The sequence below is a fragment of the Nocardia brevicatena NBRC 12119 genome (assembly GCF_000308495.1).
GTDB lineage: Bacteria > Actinomycetota > Actinomycetes > Mycobacteriales > Mycobacteriaceae > Nocardia > Nocardia brevicatena.
In genome coordinates this window covers 1-17,632 of the sequence record NZ_BAFU01000229.1, presented here as the reverse complement: position 1 = coordinate 17,632, position 17,632 = coordinate 1, and the positions used below count along the sequence as shown (strand labels likewise).

At 65.1% G+C, this 17,632-nt stretch carries 18 protein-coding genes; 9 read left to right on the top strand and 9 right to left on the bottom strand.

The window, feature by feature from the left end; genetic code table 11:
- Positions 1–775 precede the first annotated feature (775 nt).
- The 5 genes from ON20_RS27385 to ON20_RS33530 all read right to left on the bottom strand — a co-directional run bounded on the left by ON20_RS27385 (position 776) and on the right by ON20_RS33530 (position 5,916).
- Positions 776–2,365, bottom strand: coding sequence for a phytoene desaturase family protein (locus tag ON20_RS27385; RefSeq protein WP_040840314.1), 1,590 nt, complete (start codon positions 2,363–2,365; stop codon positions 776–778).
- Positions 2,366–2,394: 29 nt separating this feature from the next.
- Positions 2,395–3,096 (bottom strand): SDR family NAD(P)-dependent oxidoreductase, encoded by a 702-nt coding sequence (locus ON20_RS27380; RefSeq protein ID WP_040840312.1) that lies wholly within the window; start codon positions 3,094–3,096, stop codon positions 2,395–2,397.
- Entirely contained in the window at positions 3,093–4,493 is a 1,401-nt protein-coding gene (locus ON20_RS27375; protein WP_051163459.1) for a pyridoxal phosphate-dependent decarboxylase family protein, read from the bottom strand. Before ON20_RS27375 ends, ON20_RS27380 begins: the two co-directional genes overlap by 4 nt.
- 2 nt (positions 4,494–4,495) lie before the next feature.
- The gene (locus ON20_RS27370; protein ID WP_157229061.1) at positions 4,496–5,272 is read right to left on the bottom strand and encodes a DUF6875 domain-containing protein; all 777 of its coding nucleotides are present in this window, start codon (positions 5,270–5,272) and stop codon (positions 4,496–4,498) included.
- Between the two features lie 338 nt (positions 5,273–5,610).
- On the bottom strand, positions 5,611–5,916 hold the full coding sequence (locus tag ON20_RS33530) for a hypothetical protein (RefSeq protein WP_051163455.1): 306 nt from the start codon (positions 5,914–5,916) through the stop codon (positions 5,611–5,613).
- Positions 5,917–6,212: 296 nt separating this feature from the next.
- On the opposite strand from ON20_RS33530, the gene ON20_RS27360 reads away from it, so the two are divergent.
- From ON20_RS27360 to ON20_RS27350, 3 genes are all read left to right on the top strand, one after another.
- Entirely contained in the window at positions 6,213–6,731 is a 519-nt protein-coding gene (locus tag ON20_RS27360; protein ID WP_157229060.1) for an ABC transporter permease, read from the top strand.
- Between the two features lie 528 nt (positions 6,732–7,259).
- Positions 7,260–7,820, top strand: coding sequence for a hypothetical protein (locus tag ON20_RS27355; protein WP_040840310.1), 561 nt, complete (start codon positions 7,260–7,262; stop codon positions 7,818–7,820).
- Positions 7,777–8,634 (top strand): hypothetical protein, encoded by an 858-nt coding sequence (locus tag ON20_RS27350; protein ID WP_040840308.1) that lies wholly within the window; start codon positions 7,777–7,779, stop codon positions 8,632–8,634. The genes ON20_RS27355 and ON20_RS27350 overlap by 44 nt, the downstream gene beginning before the upstream one ends.
- 413 nt (positions 8,635–9,047) lie before the next feature.
- On the opposite strand, the gene ON20_RS27340 is transcribed toward ON20_RS27350, so the two are convergent.
- The 3 genes from ON20_RS27340 to ON20_RS27330 all read right to left on the bottom strand — a co-directional run bounded on the left by ON20_RS27340 (position 9,048) and on the right by ON20_RS27330 (position 10,474).
- A complete protein-coding gene (locus ON20_RS27340; protein ID WP_051163451.1) occupies positions 9,048–9,641 on the bottom strand; it encodes a DUF4254 domain-containing protein in 594 nt (197 codons plus the stop codon).
- An 88-nt stretch (positions 9,642–9,729) separates the two neighbouring features.
- Positions 9,730–10,098, bottom strand: a complete 369-nt coding sequence (locus ON20_RS27335; protein WP_040840304.1) for a hypothetical protein — start codon at positions 10,096–10,098, stop codon at positions 9,730–9,732.
- 76 nt (positions 10,099–10,174) lie between these two features.
- Complete coding sequence (locus tag ON20_RS27330; RefSeq protein WP_174361947.1) at positions 10,175–10,474, bottom strand: hypothetical protein; 300 nt, start codon at positions 10,472–10,474, stop codon at positions 10,175–10,177.
- 99 nt (positions 10,475–10,573) lie between these two features.
- Here ON20_RS27330 and ON20_RS27325 point away from each other — a divergent pair, with 99 nt between their 5' ends.
- From ON20_RS27325 to ON20_RS27300, 6 genes are all read left to right on the top strand, one after another.
- Positions 10,574–11,497, top strand: a complete 924-nt coding sequence (locus tag ON20_RS27325) for a helix-turn-helix domain-containing protein (RefSeq protein WP_218002661.1) — start codon at positions 10,574–10,576, stop codon at positions 11,495–11,497.
- A 9-nt stretch (positions 11,498–11,506) separates the two neighbouring features.
- Positions 11,507–11,887 (top strand): DUF397 domain-containing protein, encoded by a 381-nt coding sequence (locus ON20_RS27320; protein ID WP_040840302.1) that lies wholly within the window; start codon positions 11,507–11,509, stop codon positions 11,885–11,887.
- Positions 11,888–11,926: 39 nt separating this feature from the next.
- Complete coding sequence (locus ON20_RS27315) at positions 11,927–12,859, top strand: SAM-dependent methyltransferase (protein WP_051163449.1); 933 nt, start codon at positions 11,927–11,929, stop codon at positions 12,857–12,859.
- A 199-nt stretch (positions 12,860–13,058) separates the two neighbouring features.
- Complete coding sequence (locus tag ON20_RS27310) at positions 13,059–14,237, top strand: cytochrome P450 family protein (RefSeq protein WP_245547523.1); 1,179 nt, start codon at positions 13,059–13,061, stop codon at positions 14,235–14,237.
- A 10-nt stretch (positions 14,238–14,247) separates the two neighbouring features.
- On the top strand, positions 14,248–15,540 hold the full coding sequence (locus ON20_RS27305; RefSeq protein WP_157229059.1) for a cytochrome P450 family protein: 1,293 nt from the start codon (positions 14,248–14,250) through the stop codon (positions 15,538–15,540).
- 142 nt (positions 15,541–15,682) lie between these two features.
- A complete protein-coding gene (locus tag ON20_RS27300; RefSeq protein WP_040840300.1) occupies positions 15,683–17,422 on the top strand; it encodes an acyl-CoA dehydrogenase family protein in 1,740 nt (579 codons plus the stop codon).
- Between the two features lie 17 nt (positions 17,423–17,439).
- Here the strand turns inward: ON20_RS27300 and ON20_RS38205 are convergent.
- Positions 17,440–17,632, bottom strand: a 193-nt coding sequence (locus ON20_RS38205) for a hypothetical protein (RefSeq protein WP_218002660.1), incomplete at its 5' end; no start/stop codon positions are given.

Here is a 17,632-nt window from a genome sequence, read left to right as displayed (position 1 = left end):
GGGTTCGCCTGCGCCTCTCTGCGCACAACCCGTTCACCGGCCTCGCGCTCACTGCTTTCACACGCCTCGCGGCTCCCTGACCAGCATCAACCGCCCCTGCGGACCAGGAAGGACACACCACCCGGGCCCGTGGAACCCGGCAGTCAACCCGCTGTTCGGGGCAGCCGACGCTGCCCCGAACAGCGAAACAACCACCCCAACCCCGACCGGACCTGACCGGAGCCATCAGCACAAATCATGAAAAATCGAGGCTAAGGTTCGAGCAGGCGCACCTCACCGCGTATCCGCCCCGACCACACATCGAAATGGCCCCGCCGGCGGTCCCGGACGACAGGGTAGGGGTCAAGCCATTGCGTCGGTCCAACCACCTGGCGGAGCGGGTAAGACCGAGTCGGTTCGGTACTGTCGATTTCCGTAAACGCCAGAGGAACTACTGGTAGAGCGGGGTGTCCACCCAGTGATCGGTCGCGGGCCGCCGAGGCCGAGCCGCTCGGATCGCCCAGCTTCTTCAACCAGAAGAAGCTGTTGGACCATGACCTGATTTGTCTGGACCGCCCTTCCACCGCCCGGCAGTACCGTCGTGTACGCAACTGAAACAGCCCTGACCGCGAGGAGATGCGCGCCAAGTGGTACCTACGCGCTCACGCGAAAGGCGTCGGATTGTCGCGTGCACGCGAGCAGTTGAATGACCGAGCCCTTCGTGGCCGGCGGGCCGGCCGAGTACGGCGCCATCCGTGACGACCCTTCCACGCCGACGGGTGTTCACGCTGTGCGACTACGTCGTCGGCCGCCACCATGGGTCGATGCCGAGGTCATCGGCGATGACGCCCGCGGCGTTGTACCCGCTCGCTCCGCCGATGGAGCCCCCGGGGTGTGTCGATGCGCCGCAGAGGTAGAGATTGTCGAACGCCGTCCGGTAGGGCGGGTACTCGTGGAACGGCCGGAACACGCCGAGTTGATCCTGGGTCATCTCGCCGTGGTTCCAATCGCCGTGCCGCATGCTCGGCATCACTCGCTCGATATCGATTGGGCTCGAAATATATTGGCCCACAATGATATCGGCTTCGAGCCCGCGGGAGAGATACGGCCGCCAGCGGTCGAGCACGAAGTCCGCATAGTCGCTCTTGATCTCGTCCCATGCGGCCGATCCGCCATCGCGTAGTTCGTATGGCGCGAGCTGTTCGCAGAAGCACGACTCACCGCCCGCGGGAGCGAGACTGGCATCGAAGACCGAGGGGTGCACGGTGAACAGCCCCGGGGATCGCGGCGGCACACCCAACCGGCAATCCGAGGCGTTGTCCTCCAACACATCAAGAGATTCACAGAGCGAAACGGCGAAGCAGCGCTGCAACTCGGGCACCGTTTCGGCGGCCTTCCACCGCACCGGCTCACGCAAAGCAAGGTACAGGCAGAACATCGACATGCGGTCGTAACGCCACCGCTCAACCGCCGGACGGAATTCGGTGGGAAGGTCGGCTTCGCCGACGAGATCCAGGAAGGTGTGCTTGGGATCCAGATTGGACACCGCGATCCCGTCGACAGGGATTCGCGTGGCGTCGTCCAACACGATTCCCGTGACCCGACGATCGCGCACCTCGACTTGCCGGACCGGCGAATCGACTCGGATGTGTCCGCCGTGTTCTACGACGAAACGTGCCATGGCCTGCGCGAGATTATTGGATCCGCCTGCGCAGATGGCCCATCCGAATGGTTCCAGCGACCCCGCGAGCATGAGCGGATAGTTCGCGCCGAGGCCGAAGACATCGCCGGTGCCCGCCAGTTGCGCGACCCAGAAACCCAACCAGGTTTGCACCTCCGGTGCCTCGAACAGGCTTCGCGCCAGATGGTTCGGTGTGGTCATGAAGTGGCGGACCATGTCGAGACCGCCCGTGGCCTCGATATCGGCGAGTTCGGCCCCAGGCGAGCCCGGCACGGAGAACATCCCAGGAATCAGCCGAGTCTCCAGCAACCGACGGTACTCGCGCATGAGGTCGCGGAAGGTCTGGGCATCGCGTTTGGAGTACCGCTCGATATTGCGCACCGTCGTGTCGAGGTCACGCGAGAGCACCAGCCCGTTGCCGTCCGGAAAGACATGTGCAAACTGGTTTTCCGGCCAGATGTACTCGGCGCCACGGCGCTGCAGTTCCAAGTCGCGGTAGACCGGGCCCATATGGATGATGCCGTGGAAATTGGAATGGAAGTTATGGCGAAATTTCGGCGCCGCCACTTCTTCGGTGGCGCAGCCGCCGCCGACGACCGGTCGGGCCTCCACCACCAAGACCTTCTTGCCCGCCTTGGCCAGATACGCTGCGCAGGTCAGACCGTTGTGTCCCGCACCGATTACCACGACGTCGTATGGCTCCATGAATATGTCCTTTTCTCCGGGGCGGGGCGCTACACGAACCGATGTCCGCCATCGATATTGATGAGTTGACCGGTGATGAACGACGCATCCGGGCCGGCCAGATAACGAACGCAGGTGGCGATGTCTTCTGGTCTGCCTCGACGTGGAATCGATTGCTCGGAGACAATATCGTCGAACAGTGCGAGTTCCTCGGGTGACGCCAGAACTCCAGGGGTTTCGATGAATCCCGGGGCCACAGAGTTGACGGTTATTCCATGCCTGCCTGCACCTTTGGCCAGCGACCGGGTAAATCCGATGATTCCGCCCTTCGACGCGGCGTAGTGCGTCATATCGAAGTCGCCGACGAAGAAAGCCGCCGACGAGATATTGATGATCCGCCCGTAGCGTCGTCGTTTCATCACCGAATATACGAACTTGGTGCACAGGAAGACCGAGTCGAGGTTTGTCTCCAGTACCTGCCGCCACGCGTCGAAGCCGAGTTCGTCGAAAACGACATGCGGAAAGATGCCGGCGTTGTTCACCAGCACGTCGATACGTCCGTAACGCCGGTCCACCGCCGCCACCGCTGCGGCGACCACTTTTGCATCCGTGACGTCGACGGCGGGATCGGCTGCGACATCGAACACTTCGACGGTCATGCCGTCGGCGGCGAGGCCGTCCGCCACCGCCCGTCCGATTCCCTGTTTGCCCCCGGTAACTATGGCGACCGGGCTGTCGTGCCGTGCGCTCATCGTCCGCTTCCGGCAACGGTACGTCCCGCCGGCGGCGCCAACGCGGCGATGCGCGCGACCAGTTCGTCGACGCAGAGTTCCTGTTCGGGCTTCATAAGCGCGCTGCGCAGGATTCGGCCACGGGCCGTGTCGGCGTCGAGTCGGTGACCGCGCCCACCGAACCCGGCCGCGTCCACCTGGAGTGCGCTGAGGTAGATGGCCTCCGCGGGTGCGGCGGCCATCCCTTCGGCAAGCATCCGGCCGGACTCTGCGTCCACGCCGGATATGGTTCGCGGAGTGCTGGGAAAGTAGGTGACGACGTCCAACTCGGGTTGCTGGTACAACGTCAGCTCTGAGGATTCTTCCACGCAGTGCGCGAAGCGCAGTGCCGCGCGCCGCGTGGACGCCAGGAACCTGCCCAGACCCTCACGCCGCAGTGGGATCAACTGCAGGGTGGTCCACAGAGCGGCCGCGGCCGCACCCGCCCTGGAGCATTCGAGACTGATCTCGCCCAGGTGTGCGGGTGCACCAGAGAACATTCGCGTGTACGGCGAGTCGTGGCGATAGTGCCGCGCGGCTGCCGGATCGGCGAACAGCACGGCCCCGCAGCCGTAGGGTTGCAAGCCATGCTTGTGCGGATCGACGACAACGGAATCACATGCGCCGATGGCTCGCCACGGCGTCGGATCCCACTCGAGAGTCTCCGCGTCGTCGTGTGTCAGTAGTGCGAAGAACCCGCCGTAGGCCGCGTCGACGTGCAGTCGGACGTCGTACTGCTGCTTCAGCGTCAGTGCATCGACAATCGGATCGATCGCTCCGACACCGGTGGTCCCGGCCGTGAGGACAATGGTGCCGACCGCGCCGGTCCGCACCAGTTCCGCTGCCGCGTCGAGGTCCATGGCGCCCCGAGCGTCCGTCGGCACCCGATGTGCGGTCATGCCGAGCAGGGCACACATCCGTTCATGGGTGAAGTGGGCGTCGTCGCTGAACGCCACGCCCCGACCAGGATGCGATTGGCGGGCGACGAATAACGCTTCCAGGTTGGCGATGGTTCCGCTGCTGGTGAGGTGACCGATGTGCGCCGGCAGCGCGAACATCGCCGCCAGTTCGGCGACCGCCTCGTGTTCCATCTGGCTGGTTGCCGGTCCGCCCGCGAAATCGTGATTGTTGGGATTGAGCAGCATCGCGGCCACATATCCGACGACGGCCGCCGGGTGCGGCGCCCGCGTCATCTGGCCCGCGTATCGCGGGTGGAAGAACGGAGTGCTGTTGCCCAGCCGGGTGAGGAGCTCGTCGATGACCCCGCCCAACCGTATCTCGTCTATTTCGGTATCCGGGTGCGGTTCGTAGTCGCCGAACGTAGCCTCCCAGTCACGGGCCGAATCGACCACACGCGCGAGAAGCTTCGAGACCTCCACCGTCAATCCACCTCACTCTGCCGAGGACGGGCCAGGATTCCTATGCCACCGGCACACTCGGCAGGCTGCGGATCGGTGAAGTCCTCGGCACTGTGGACACGGTGATCGGTGATCGCGTCGGCGGTGTCGGCCACCGTACTGTGCAGATACTCGGCGATGGACCGGCGAAGGTTGGCGGGCAGGGCCCGGCCGAACCAGGACAGGTAGGCAAACAGCCATTCGCTTTTGCCCACCAGAAAGGGAAAGTCGGACGGCATCATATTCCGTATCACCAACATGGGCAGCGGCGCGTTCAGCGGTCGGAAATCCTTATTCCACAAACCTGGCTGGGAACATCCCGGGTAGAACTGGCCGACCATGACCCCTGCGGTGACGCATCTGTCCTTGCGCGCCGAATGCACGGTGTCCACTCGCGCGTAGTCTGTCAGATCCGGGAACACGGTCACGAGGGCCATTTGCGGCGCGCCGGGGACCGGGGGACGAGTGTGGGCCACGAACAGATCGAATGCGTCGTCCACTACCGCGCACATCCGCTCGGTCGTCAACTCGTTGTCTCCCGGTACGAAAACACACCGCAGGGTGCCATGCGCGACGGCCGGTTTGACGAACGGGCACACCGGCCCATCACGGCCGAGATCGCTGTGCGGATGCACGAGAAAGTCCCGCACCCAGGTTTCGAACATCGATACCGATGGCGGCACCGTGTCGGATCCGCCGGTGTCGGACAGATCGGTCCATTCGACGCCGGAGCGTGTACCGACGAAACGCTGCGCAACCATAACCATGCTCCTGTTCACAACCCACGCCTGCTCGCCACTGTCGTATCCATATAGGCAGGTCAGAGTCGCGGTACACAGCTTAGAGCTGCGTTATGCTGCTGAATTCCCACAGCTGGGCAGACGGCAGTTGCGCGGCGCATGAACCGGTGTACCCGGCGAACTTCGCCCGGCCGGCCCGGTCATTCCGGTGCTCGGCGGTTACGCCGAGTGAGATTGCTGTCCAATAGCTGCGCGGCGGTCAGTCATTGTAGCGCAGAATCAGCGGGTGTGACCGATCGGAAGGAGATACTCAACGGGGTGCTCCCGTGCCCGACCGTCGCGCCGACCTGAGCGCCGCTTCAGCGGCCGGCGATAAGCGTATCGCCGATCGTCACCATGGCGTCGGCGAGTTGCTCTATGAACTCCGAGATCGGCTTGACATCCCCCGACCGGAGTGGGGTGAACGCACCGTCGAACCCGACCATGCCGAAGTGAGCGAGAATGTCTGCGACCGCGTTTGTGACTTCCTCGCCCTCGCCGATGAACGACGAGTGGATCATGTGCCGCGTATAGTCACGTCCCTCGTCGCGGACCGCGATCACGGTCCGCATCGCCTCCGCCGCCTCGGCGGCCTCGCTGCTCATCACCAGCACCAGAACCAGCAACAGGCGGAGGAACTCTTCCCAGTGTGCGAAGACCTCACCCGTCTTCTGCAGGTACCACCGAGACGCTCATGCGGAGTGCTCGACGGGCCTCGCGCATGGCGTCGAAGAATCCGCGCGCCCTGGGCCATGACAGCCGAAAGCAGTCCCGCCTTGGACTCGACGTGGTGATAGAGGGCGCTTGGGCAGGCTTGTCTCCTTCGAGATCTACGACGGCGGTGAGCACATCGTGCTCGTCCACGGCGACATCACCGGCTCCGTACATGGTGACGCCTCAGGCAGTACCGCCTCCGCGGTGTATGGCCGGATATCCCCGGGTTGCGCTGGGCCTGTCGAAGGTTGCCTGCCTGATGGTGGCCTCGGGGGTGGTCTGCGCGTATACCACTGCTGTCATCTGCTGCTATTGGGTGCCGCGGCAGCCTGTCCTGCTTGTTGCGGCGCTTTTCTGCGCCGCGATGACCTACGGTGCGCTCGGTGTCGCCCTCGGCACGCTGCTGCGCCGAGAGGTAGAGGGTATGTTTGCCATCGTGATGATCAGCGCCGTGGACCTTGCTGTGCAGAGCCCCGTCGCCAGCAGTGGTGCCGACAGCGAGCTCGTGCGTTGGCTGCCCTCCTACGGTGCCATGCAGGCCGCGACTGCGGCCGGCTTCTCCGACACCACCCTGTTGGCGGGTTTCGCGGTACAACTGGCTTGGTTCGCCGCGATTGCCCTTGTCGGGCTGGTCGCTTTCCATCTGCGCACCCGCTCGGCGCTGGGAACCATGATGCGAATCCGCCTTTCCCGGCCGGCCGGGTCCGAAGAGACAGCGAAACACTGAGGCGGTGTTCCGCGTGACCACCGTGGTGGTCACACGGAACACGCTCACTTCGTCCACCGTGCGGCCTACCTTTACGGCGCGGTATGAGCCGGAACGGCGGCCGGATGATAAACCTCCCGACGCAAACGTTCCAAGTCCGGCGCCGCGGGAGCCGAAACCGGCTTATACCGATCGCTCTGGCGGCCCCTGAGCGCCACGTTCGTCATGTTCTGGTAGATCCCCGCATACTCTTCGCCCCGGCCCGACAGTCCGGGAAGCACGCGCAGTAGCGCGGGGACTGGTCACAGGAGGCCGCCACCCGGCGTTCATCTCTGCCGTAATACTTGCTCGTGTCGGGTAAGGTAAGAAGCGGGACGGATCAGACGGCACGGGTGTGAACAAGGAGCCCCGCATGCGCGCAGATCGTCCGCGATCACCGAAAGTCGGCCCCGCACGCCTGAGGTCCTCGACCGTATCCAGCGGTCCCGGGAGCGGGTCAAAGCTCGCCGCGATGCCGCCCGCCTGCGGGAGCAGGTCATCATCGCGGCGGTGAAACGCTATATCGACTTCTACTGGTATGACACGCAGCAGTCGGTCAATCGACTGGCCCGGGACCGTGCCGAGGACTACCGGAGCCACGTTGAGGATGTCTACGTCGAGATCGTTGATCGGATCAAAGAACGCGAACTTGGTCGAAGAGGCCTCCTGAAAATCTCACCAGCGCCGGACCGGAGCGATGAGATCATGGACAATCCGGAAGTACGCCTGGTCATCGTTCACCCTAGACATCACTATTCGAGCCAGACCAAGGAGAACCCCGCGTACATCTTTGCAAGTCAGGTGTTGGACGGTCGGGGCAATTCTCCCCGAGAGAATCAGAACATGCTTGTATTCGCGGTTGCCGACCGGGAACTGCTGGGAAACCTCATGGACTCTGTGCGGGACTACCTGGCCTGGAACTCCATCGTCGAGGACGTGAAGAAGAAGGAGCTCCCGCTCCTGCCTGACCAGGTGGCAATGGCCGAGAAACGGCGTAAGACGGCCGATGAGACGGTGTGGGCTTCGTGTGACTCAGGCATACAACACCGTCTATTACCCGGTCTGGGATAAAGCGGCGGGGCGTATCGCGCTCCAGGCGGCCCCTGTAGACGAGGACGGCAAGCTTATCGCCGCGCGGGTTGAGGCCAAGCTCCAGGCAATGGACAAGCTTCGAACCGTGATTGGCCCCAGGGTGATCCGCTACGACCTGGACAAGAACCTCAGTAAGGTTTGGGAGGTTGGGCACGTCACATTCGGCGATCTCTGGAAGTACTACTGCCGATTCCCTTACCTGGGCCGGCTCCGCAACAGGAAGGTGCTCGAAGAGGGCGTTCGCGCAGTACTTGACGAACTCACCGGCGGCGTAGAGGGTTTCGCCTTGGCCAGCGAATTCGACGAGGCGACCGGACGATACATCGAGTTGCTGGTTCCCGGAACTGGAGTGGCCGCCGTATCGATCACCGATAGGACGCTGCTTGTTGACCTGAACCGCGCAAAGGCCCAGCTGCTACAGGAACGGAAAGATCAGGAGCAGCTGCTGAATACGGAAGCTCAGCCAAGTCTGGCAGCCAACCCGTCCGTTGCTGGTAAGCAGGGCGGAGATGATAGCGGAAACGATTGGGGCCAACCCCCTTCAGCTGTTCCTCAAATCAGGAACACGCGATTCTGGGGAAGCATGAAAATTAACCCCGAAAGGTTCGGTCGTGACCTCAGCCGGCTGAGCCAGGATCTGCTAGCACTGCTGACGGCTCCGGAGGGGGTTGAACTACAGGTATCCGTGGAGATTAAAATGGAACGTGCAGATGGTTTTCCGGACGACACGGTGATGAAGGTTGTCGAGAACCTGGGACATCTCAAGGTCAAAGGCCAGTTCGAGGACCGCTGAGCGCGGATCCACCGATGATCTCTTGTGAGGTTGATGCGCCGAAACACCACGACCGCCTCACCGGCCGGCTCAGGTGCGCAAACGCGCTAGTGTTCCGCACCTGAAATCCGTTGTGTAATTGTAGGGTTCGGTCGTGGCGAGGACTGGTAGGCCGAGGTCGGGTCCGGAATTGACAGTGACCGAGGCGCAGCGTCGGGAGCTGGTTCGGGGTGCGCGGGCAGCGACGTCGACGCAGGCGTATGCGTTGCGGCGCCGGATCGTGCTCGCGTGCGCGGAGCCGGGTGCGGCAAACGCGCACGTCGCGGCGGCAGTGGGTTCGTCTGCGGTGACCACGACCAGCTTCGGCACGACCTGCGCCGCGATCACCAACGCCACGAGCGCTTCTGGGCGCCAGCCGATATCAATATCCAGGATCACCAGATCATCGACTGCCCCGAAGGGCAGCCACCCATGGTGGTCGGGCGTGGATAGGTCGGGCGTGGAGATTGCGTAGCTCCTTCCAACGCGGGCGTCCGAAACGCCCAGAGGTGATTACGGGCAGGGAGTGCGGGGAGGCGTCGGGCCCGGCGCACGACCGCGGTGGTCAGGTCGGTGTAGTCGTCGATGAGTTCGGCGAGGCGGTACCACGCGGCGTGCACATCGGGGGCGGACGGTTCAGCGGTCATCAACAGGTGGAATGCGTGCACCTGCTGGACGGCGAGCCGGTCGATCACCGTGCCCAACGATTCGGAGTGCAGGACCGCGTCCGGATGTGGTGGCGGCGCATGCTCGGCCACCCAGTGATCGGCCTGTCTCGACAACGCGGCGCGGAGCGGGCATACCGGGCACGCTGGGTCGTGGAGACGCTGTTGGTGCAGTTGCCCGAACCGGTAGGCGATCGAGGTGAGGGGATGAGGGCCGACGTGGTGGCCGCGGATGGCCGATAGCAGTGCTTCCCCGGTCGGGAACAACGATTCATACAGATCGGTGATACGGGCAGGTCGGGGGGATCCTGGGCTGCTGTGCATCTCGGTTACCGCCGTGCTGTCAGGAGTTGGCGGCAGGTGATAGCGAGGACGGTGGTCCGGGAGGGTAGGGCGCGGACCTGGTTGGGGGTCAGATCCAGTACCAGGTCAGTGGCTGATCGGTCATCGGTAGCAACATCCGCTGCCCAGCCGTCAGCACCCGGACCCTTGCATGGTGCAGCGCCGTGCGGGCGGGGGCGCCGAGCGCTCCGCCCGATCCGCGGCTCACTAGAAACACCCAGTCGCGACGAGGCCGGTGATAGGTCAGTACCGGCGCCGTGACACCGTGATCGTGTTCGAGTCCATGGCGGATCAGGGTGCCCAGCTCCGGCGGCATCATCACAGTGCCGAGCGATCGGGATGCGGTCACCGCGACCCGGCCAAACGTGCACGAGACCAGGAACCCCATACTGCGGTAGACGTGGGCCACCTCGAAGGGGGTGTGGCAGTTCTCAAACATCAGCGCTCCGTCCGGTTAGAGCAGTCGGCGACCACGAACAATGGAGGCCCCGGGATCGACCACACCCGGCGCGTGTTCATCGCGACCCCGCTGCCCAGGCCAGCGCCCGTGCGGCGAGTCCTTCGCTACGGGGCGGCGGCCACGGGCATTCGGTCGCTGCCATGCCCATGGCTTCCAGCGTGGTGAGCCCCAGCAGTCCGGCGTGTCTCTGCAGGGTTGCGATGTCTTCGAGGACGAGCAGTGCCGCCTCTGCTTGGGCGCGCGTCAGGGTCCGACCGGGCAGGTAACTCACTACCCATCCGCCGTCTCCTGTACTGCGTGCATGGTGCGGCGTGCTGTCGCTGACCAGATGATGTGACTCCTGCAGAACCGTCATGGTTTCCCTGCTCCCGGTCGTCGTTTGGAGGCGCCTATACCGTCGTACATCCACGATAAGCAAATATATAAGCTTATACAAGAGCTTATGGAATGTCTTATGAGTATGCTTGTGGGTGTGGTGGATACTGAGTCGCACGACCATGAACCGCAGGAGGACCACCCAGTGACCGTGAGCCGATCAGATCCGTCAGCACTGCGCTTCTTGATCGGTCACGAGCTGCGATCGGCCCGGTTGCGTGCCGGGGTCAGTCAGGCCGAAGCCGCCAAGGAACTCGGCTGCACCCAGCCGAAGATCAACAACATGGAGAACGGCAAGTATCAGCAACAGCCCGACGAAGTCGCCGCCCTGATGCGCCTGTACGGGGCGGAGGTCGATCAGATCGATCGGATCACGTCGTTGGCCGGCCGAGCCGATCAGAGCACGTGGTGGGCGCCGTTCAGTGAAGTCCTGCCCGGCTGGTTCAAAACGTTCGTCGGACTTGAAGGCTTGGCGACGAGCCAATTCACCTACCAGGCGATGACCCTGACCGGCCAGCTCCAGACCGAGGGCTACGCCACCGCACTGCTCAGCGGGGGCCTGCAGATCGCCCCACTGGACCTACCCCAAGCCATCCGAGCACGGATGGCCCGCCAGCGCCTGACCAACGAAGCCAACCCGCTCCACCTGCAGACCGTCATCGAGGAACACACCCTCGACCGGCCCGTCGGCGGCCCCGCCGTCATGGCAGAACAGCTCGGCCACCTCCTCGACCTGATGGACCGCGACAATGTCGAACTCCGCGTGATGCCCACCAGCACCCCGGTGCACGCAGGTCTCGACGGCGACTTCACCCTGCTCCACTTCGACACCGCGCTGAGCCTCGGCTACATCGAGTACCAGACCGGAGCCGTGTACGTGCAGGATCGAGAGCAGGTCGCAATGTATAAAATGATTGCAGATCGACTGCTCTCCCTGGCCCTGCCAGCCGAGGATTCCGCCCACATCATACGCGGGCGCAAAGATCGACTCGAACAAGCGTAGGAGAACGGAATGACGTCCCAGGACCGCCTGCACTGGCGGACCTCGAGCTACAGCGGAACCAACGGCGGCCAATGCGTCCAAGTCGCCTTCGGAAGCCAGACGGTCTTCATACGCGACAGCAAATACCTCCGAGATCCCGCCAACGATCCCGCAGCCCAACCCATCATCGCCATCGATATCAACCTCTGGCCACGCTTCCTCGACCATGTAAAGGCAGGCAGCAGCCACTCGCTCGGCGACGAACTTCCCGACATCGAACAGCGCGCAGACGGCTGCATCGTCCTGCGCGGTCCAGACACCGAAGCATCCGCCATGGTCTTCACACCCACCGAATGGGCCGCGTTCATCGCAGGCGCCCACGCGCAGGAATTCGATCTGCGCGCCGCGTAGCGGCCCTCCCAGAGGGGTGGCCATCAGTAGTCGCGGGTGATGGCGTACTCGACTTCGCCGTGCTCGGTTCCGGGTATCGAATGCTTCCACGCCGTCGACCGGGCCGCCTACGAGCAGATCCTCGAGGTGGCGCCTCGGCAGGGCGAGGTGTCGAGGATGAACCGACGGTGGTTGCATCGCGTCGTCCGTTTCCTGGCCGGTCCCGCGGGTATCGATCAGTTCCTCGATATCGGTGCCGGGTTGCCCACCGTCGGCAATACCCACGAGGTCGCCCAGCGGCAGAACCCGGAGGCGCGGGTGGTGTATGTCGACTGTGACCCGCTGTGCGCCGTGCACGGGCGGGTGATGCTCGAGCGCGACGACTACACCTGGTTCGTTCACGCCGATCTGTGTGATGAGGGCACCCTGCTGACCGATCCGCAGGTCGGGCGGCTGATCGAGACGGACCGTCCGCTCGGGTTGCTGGTGGTGGGGCTGTTGCACCACCTCGGCGACGATGTGGACCCCGCTGCGGTGATGCGATCCTATGTCGATCTGCTGCCCGAGGGGTCGTATGTGGCGATCAGCCACTTCTGGGATCCGGGTGAGGAAGACCTGTCGCTGCACGGGCTGGCCAGGGCATTGGAGGAGCGGTTCGTGCGGCGGGGCCTGGGTTCGGGCTGGTACCGAACCCGTGCGCAGATCGCGTCCTGTTTCGGGGGTCTGCCGTTGGTCGAGCCCGGCCTGGTCGAGCTCGACGACCGGTGGCCCGAAGGACCGCCGCCCCGCCCCCGGTATCCGGAAGAACGGTTGATGCTCGGTGGGCTCGCCTACAAGCGCCCGGCCTGGAACCGTGCGGCGACCGGAGGGACGTTGCCGGGCCCGGTCCTGGCCGGACCGTCGGGTCGACCGGCCACCGTCTCTTGCGGACGGGACGCGGGGGGTGAAGGAGCGCCGTGGTCCGGTGGCGGACCTGCTGTGAGAGGCCGATAGCCGCCGGCCGGGGTTTGGGCGTGTGCGGGTGCGTGTCGAAGGGGATGCGTGCTGTCGATGTCGATCTTGATCTGTTTGGAGAGTAACCATGCCGTTGTCGGCGGGAACGGGGCCGTGCCCGATTGTTCACGGCGAACATCACTATCCGGGGGATGCGGTCCAGGGTTCTCCGGTCGCCTCCGATAGCAGCAGTGGTGGTGTGCCGCTGTATACGGGGGAGTTCCATACAGATCCTCACGGCTTCTACCAGCAGACGCGGGAGCAGTTCGGGCCGTTGGTCCCGGTCGGGCTGGCTGATGAGGTACCGGCCACGCTGGTGACGGGCCATGGCAAGGCGCTGGCGATCCTGCACGACGAGTTCTACTCCGCCGACCCGCGGTCTTGGCAGAAGGGTGTGTCGGTCCAGTGCCCGGTGCGTCCGGTGATGGACTGGCGGCCGACCGCGGCACGCAGCGCCGGCGCCGATCACGACCGGTACCGGCGCGTGGTCGTCGAGGTTGTCGACGGGGTGAACCTGCACGCTGCGCAGGCCCAGGTGGAATATGCCGCGGTCGGGTTGATCAACCTGTTCTGTGAACGCGGGCAGTCCGATCTGTGCTCCGAATACGCCGTGCCGCTGGTGTACGCGGCGCTGGGCCAGATCCTCGGAGTGCCCGACGAGGCGAGCGAATCGCTCTGTCAGGCAGTGACCGAGCATCTGACCGTGACCGATGCCCACGCCGTGGTACACGGATACGACCTGGCCACCGCGGTGCTGGCCGAGGTGGTGAGCCAGAAGAAGACCACACCGGCCGACGATGTGGTGACGCGGCTGCTTCGGCATCCGGCCGGTTTGACCGACGATGAAGTCATCGGTCAGCTCGCGGAGTTCTACCTCGCCGGAGCTGAGCCGACCATCTCGCTGCTGGTGAATACGTTGCGGCTGTTGCTCACCGACGAGCGGTACGGCGGTGATGTCCTCGGTGGTGCGCTCGGGGCCCGCGAAGCGGTCGAGGAGACGTTGTTCCTCGATCCGCCGGTGGCGAACGGGTGCGTGCGGTATCCGACAGCGCCGCGGCTGGATGGGGTGTGGCTGCCTGCGCATCAACCGGTGGTCATAGGTAGCGGGGCGGCCAACGGGGATCCGGCCCTTCACACCGTCGAGCGTGTCGGTAACCGGGCGCATCTGGCGTGGGGCGCGGGCAAGCATCAATGCCCGTCCAGTGCTCTCGCGCTGCTGATCGCCACCACCGGACTCGAACAACTCCTCGATGCGCTGCCGGTGATGCAGCCGGCCATACCCGCCGAGCAGCTCAGCTGGTTTCCGACTCCGTTTCTTCGCGCGCTGACCGCGCTACCTGTGACGTTCACTCCCGCACCACCGCTGCACCGTTTGTGAGGACTACCCCGTGCAATCTCAGTCGCTGCACGACACCAGTGCACCGCGAATCTCCACCGCTCACTCTTATCCCTCGATCGAAGATCTCGGGCTGCGCTACCGCATGTACGACCAGGCGTTCGCCCAGGACCCGCACGCGACCTACCAGCGGATGCGGACAAGTGGCAGGACGCTGGTGCCGGTGCTGCTGGCACCAGATGTGCCGGCGACCCTGGTCATCGGTTACGAGACCGCGAAACGGATTCTCAACGACGATGACCGGTTCCCGGCCGATCCGCGGACATGGCAGCAGACGCTGCCGGCCCAGCACCCGCTGCGGCCGATGATGGAATACCGGCCCAACCCGCTGCGCACCACCGGTGACGTGCACGGCCGATACCGCAAGGCACTCAATGCCGGATTGTCGGTGATCGACCTGCACTACGTGCGCGCGGCCACGGCCCGCACGGCGATCCCGCTGATCAACCGCTTCTGCCGAGACGGGAACGCGGACCTGATCAGCCAGTACATCACTCCCCTTACTATCGCCGTCCTGACCACCGACATCATGGGCTGCCCGCCGGAGCTCGTCGACGACGTCCTGACCGCGACCGCCGCGATGTTCGACATCGTCGACACCGTCGAGGTGGAGGCGATGCTGGGCAGCGCGCTGGGCGCGCTCATGGCCTCGAAATGCCAGTGCCCGGCCCACGCCGATGTCACGGCCAACCTCGTGCACACCGCCACCGACCTCTCGCACGAGGAGAAGCTCAACCAGCTCGTGACCCTGTTGACGGCGGGGATCGAGGTGCCGCGCAACCACATCGCCAACACGATCCTGTTGATGCTCACCGACCCCCGCTACCGGCACAACGAGGCAGGTTTCGCCCCACCGGTCACCGACGCGATGGTCGAGATCTTGACCACCGACCCGCCGATGGCGAACTACTACATCAGCTATCCCCGGGCCCGGACCCTCATCGACGGGGTGTGGCTGCCCGCGAACCAGCCCGTGGTGATCAGCATGGCCGCGGCCAACAACGACCCCAAACTCCGCCGCGACACCGACAGCGACTGGAATTACGGCGGCGGCAACGGCTGGCACCCGGGATACGGAGCCGGCCGTCACCGCTGCCCGGCGATGGCCCGCCAATCCTCGGAGCTGATCGTCGCCGAGGCCATCGGCCAACTCCTCGACGCGCTACCCGACATGCGGCCGGCCGTCCCGCGTGAGCACCTCACCTTGCGGCCCGGCCCGTTCCATCGCGCGCTCACCGCACTACCGGTCGTGTTCCCACCGGCCTCACCTCTGCCCATCCCGTAGCTGCCCACCACCCTTCCTGGCCCAGTCCGAACGATCCGCTCGGTTGAGCGCTACCGAAATGAGTTGCCCGCCATGACAACCCCTACCGCACAGATCACCCCTATCGGATACCGCGGCGATGACCCGACCGTCACCGCGTTGCGTGAGTCGGTCTACGGTCCGCACCTGGCCACCCACCGCAAGGCCCGCGAGATCATCCTGCGGCTCGGGGACATTCCCCAAGACCATCCTGACCTACGCCCAGGAAGCGGGTATCGCCTCGGATCTGCTGCGCGCGGTGTTGGCCGAGGTCGGTGTACCGGCGCATGAACTCGCCGCCGACGCCCACCTTCGGGGTGCGTTCGGTGACTGGGCCGCTGTGGCCGCACCCCACCTGTTCACGGTGTGGACCGGGCATTTCGATCTGACCATCGGCGCGATCGGTGTTCACGGCACCGGCGCACCGTATCAACGGCAGTGCCTGGACGAGTTGGACAGCGGCGCGGCCGTCGGCGTCTTCGCGTTGACCGAGCTCGGCGGTACCAACGGAGCCAACCAGCAGACGACAGCGACCTGGGACGCCGAGAAAGACGGGTTCTGGCTGACCCACCCGACGGTCGGGTCGGTGAAGTTCATGCCGAACACTGCCGATCCCACGGTGCCGAAGATCGTCGTGTTCACCGCACGGCTGGTCGTCGCCGGCCGTGACGAGGGTGTGATGCTGTTTTTGATGCGCCTGCGCACCGCCGAGGGCTTGGCCGCCGGTATCGCGGTGGGCGAGGTATCCGGCAAACTCGGTGCTGCCATGGACCACGGCTGGATCCTCGGCCACAAGGCGTTCATCCCCCGCCACGGTCTGCTCGCCGGCGACTGGGCCACGATCACCGACGACGGCGAGTTCGTGTGCGAGGTACCGGTGCGGCAACGGTTCCACCGCTCTATCACGCCGCTGATCGGTGGTCGCCTGGACCTGGCAACCGGCACCGTCGCCGGCGCCCGCGCGGGGGTGGCCGGGCTGGTCAACTACGCGTCTCAGCGGCCCCACGGCGACGGTGACGCCCTCCGACGCGACCTCGTCACCGCTGCCGCGCACACCTATGCGTGCAGCGTGCTGGGCCGCATGGTCCGCGACCTGAGTACCGAACCCGACCACCGGCAGCGTCTGCCGCTGTGGCTGATGGTGGTCAAACCCCTGCTCACCACCCTCGCGCAGGACGCGTTGCGCACCTGCCGTGACCGCGCGGGCGCCCAGGGGCATCTGCGCTGCAACTACTACCCCGACTGGAACGCCAACACCACCGGAGCCAAAACCGCCGAAGGCGAGACCCAGGTGCTCGAGAAGGCCGCGGGCCGGGCACATAAGGCTCTCGCCACGCTGATACTGCCCGGCACCCCCGACACGCGGCCCTGGTGGCTGAACATGATCACCACCCGGGAAGACACCCTCGCCATCGACCTCGACACCGCCACCGGCATCGAGGCCTCCGACCAGGAGTACGAACCCGAAGGCACCGCGTTGGGCATCGACTCCACCCGGGTCGATCTCGCCCGCACCGCCGGTGTCCGCCTCGCGGTCACCGCCGCACTGATCGCCGCAGAAGCGACCTCCGACCCGGACGCTGCCACTGTGGCCGCAGCCGCCGCCGCGGTCGTGGCGCTGACCTACCTCGACCGGCACGGAACCTGGTACACCGCCCACGGTGCGCACTCTGCCGGGCGTGCCCGGGAGATACATACCGAACTGCGGCGCCACCGCGGCATCCTGGCCGAGAACCTGACCACCCTGGCCGCGGCCTTCGACATACCCCAGCTGCCGGGCGCACCCATGTTCACCCCGGACTACCTGAAGGCATGGAGCCACCGGGCCGGGTGGGACGCACACAGCTTCCTCCCGCAGCGATGAACCGCCGTCCGCCTCACTCATCCGGTCGGCCCGACCGCGACCTGTGGATTTCGCGGCATGACGACTGCACCAGCGAAACCGACTTCGGCTCCCTGGCAGAGGCGATGTTCGTGCGCACCACCCACGGCGGCCACGGCCCGCAATGCCTGCAATCCCTGAGCGCGGTCGCCTACCTCGGCGGCCACGCCGACGACGCCGACGACGAATAAC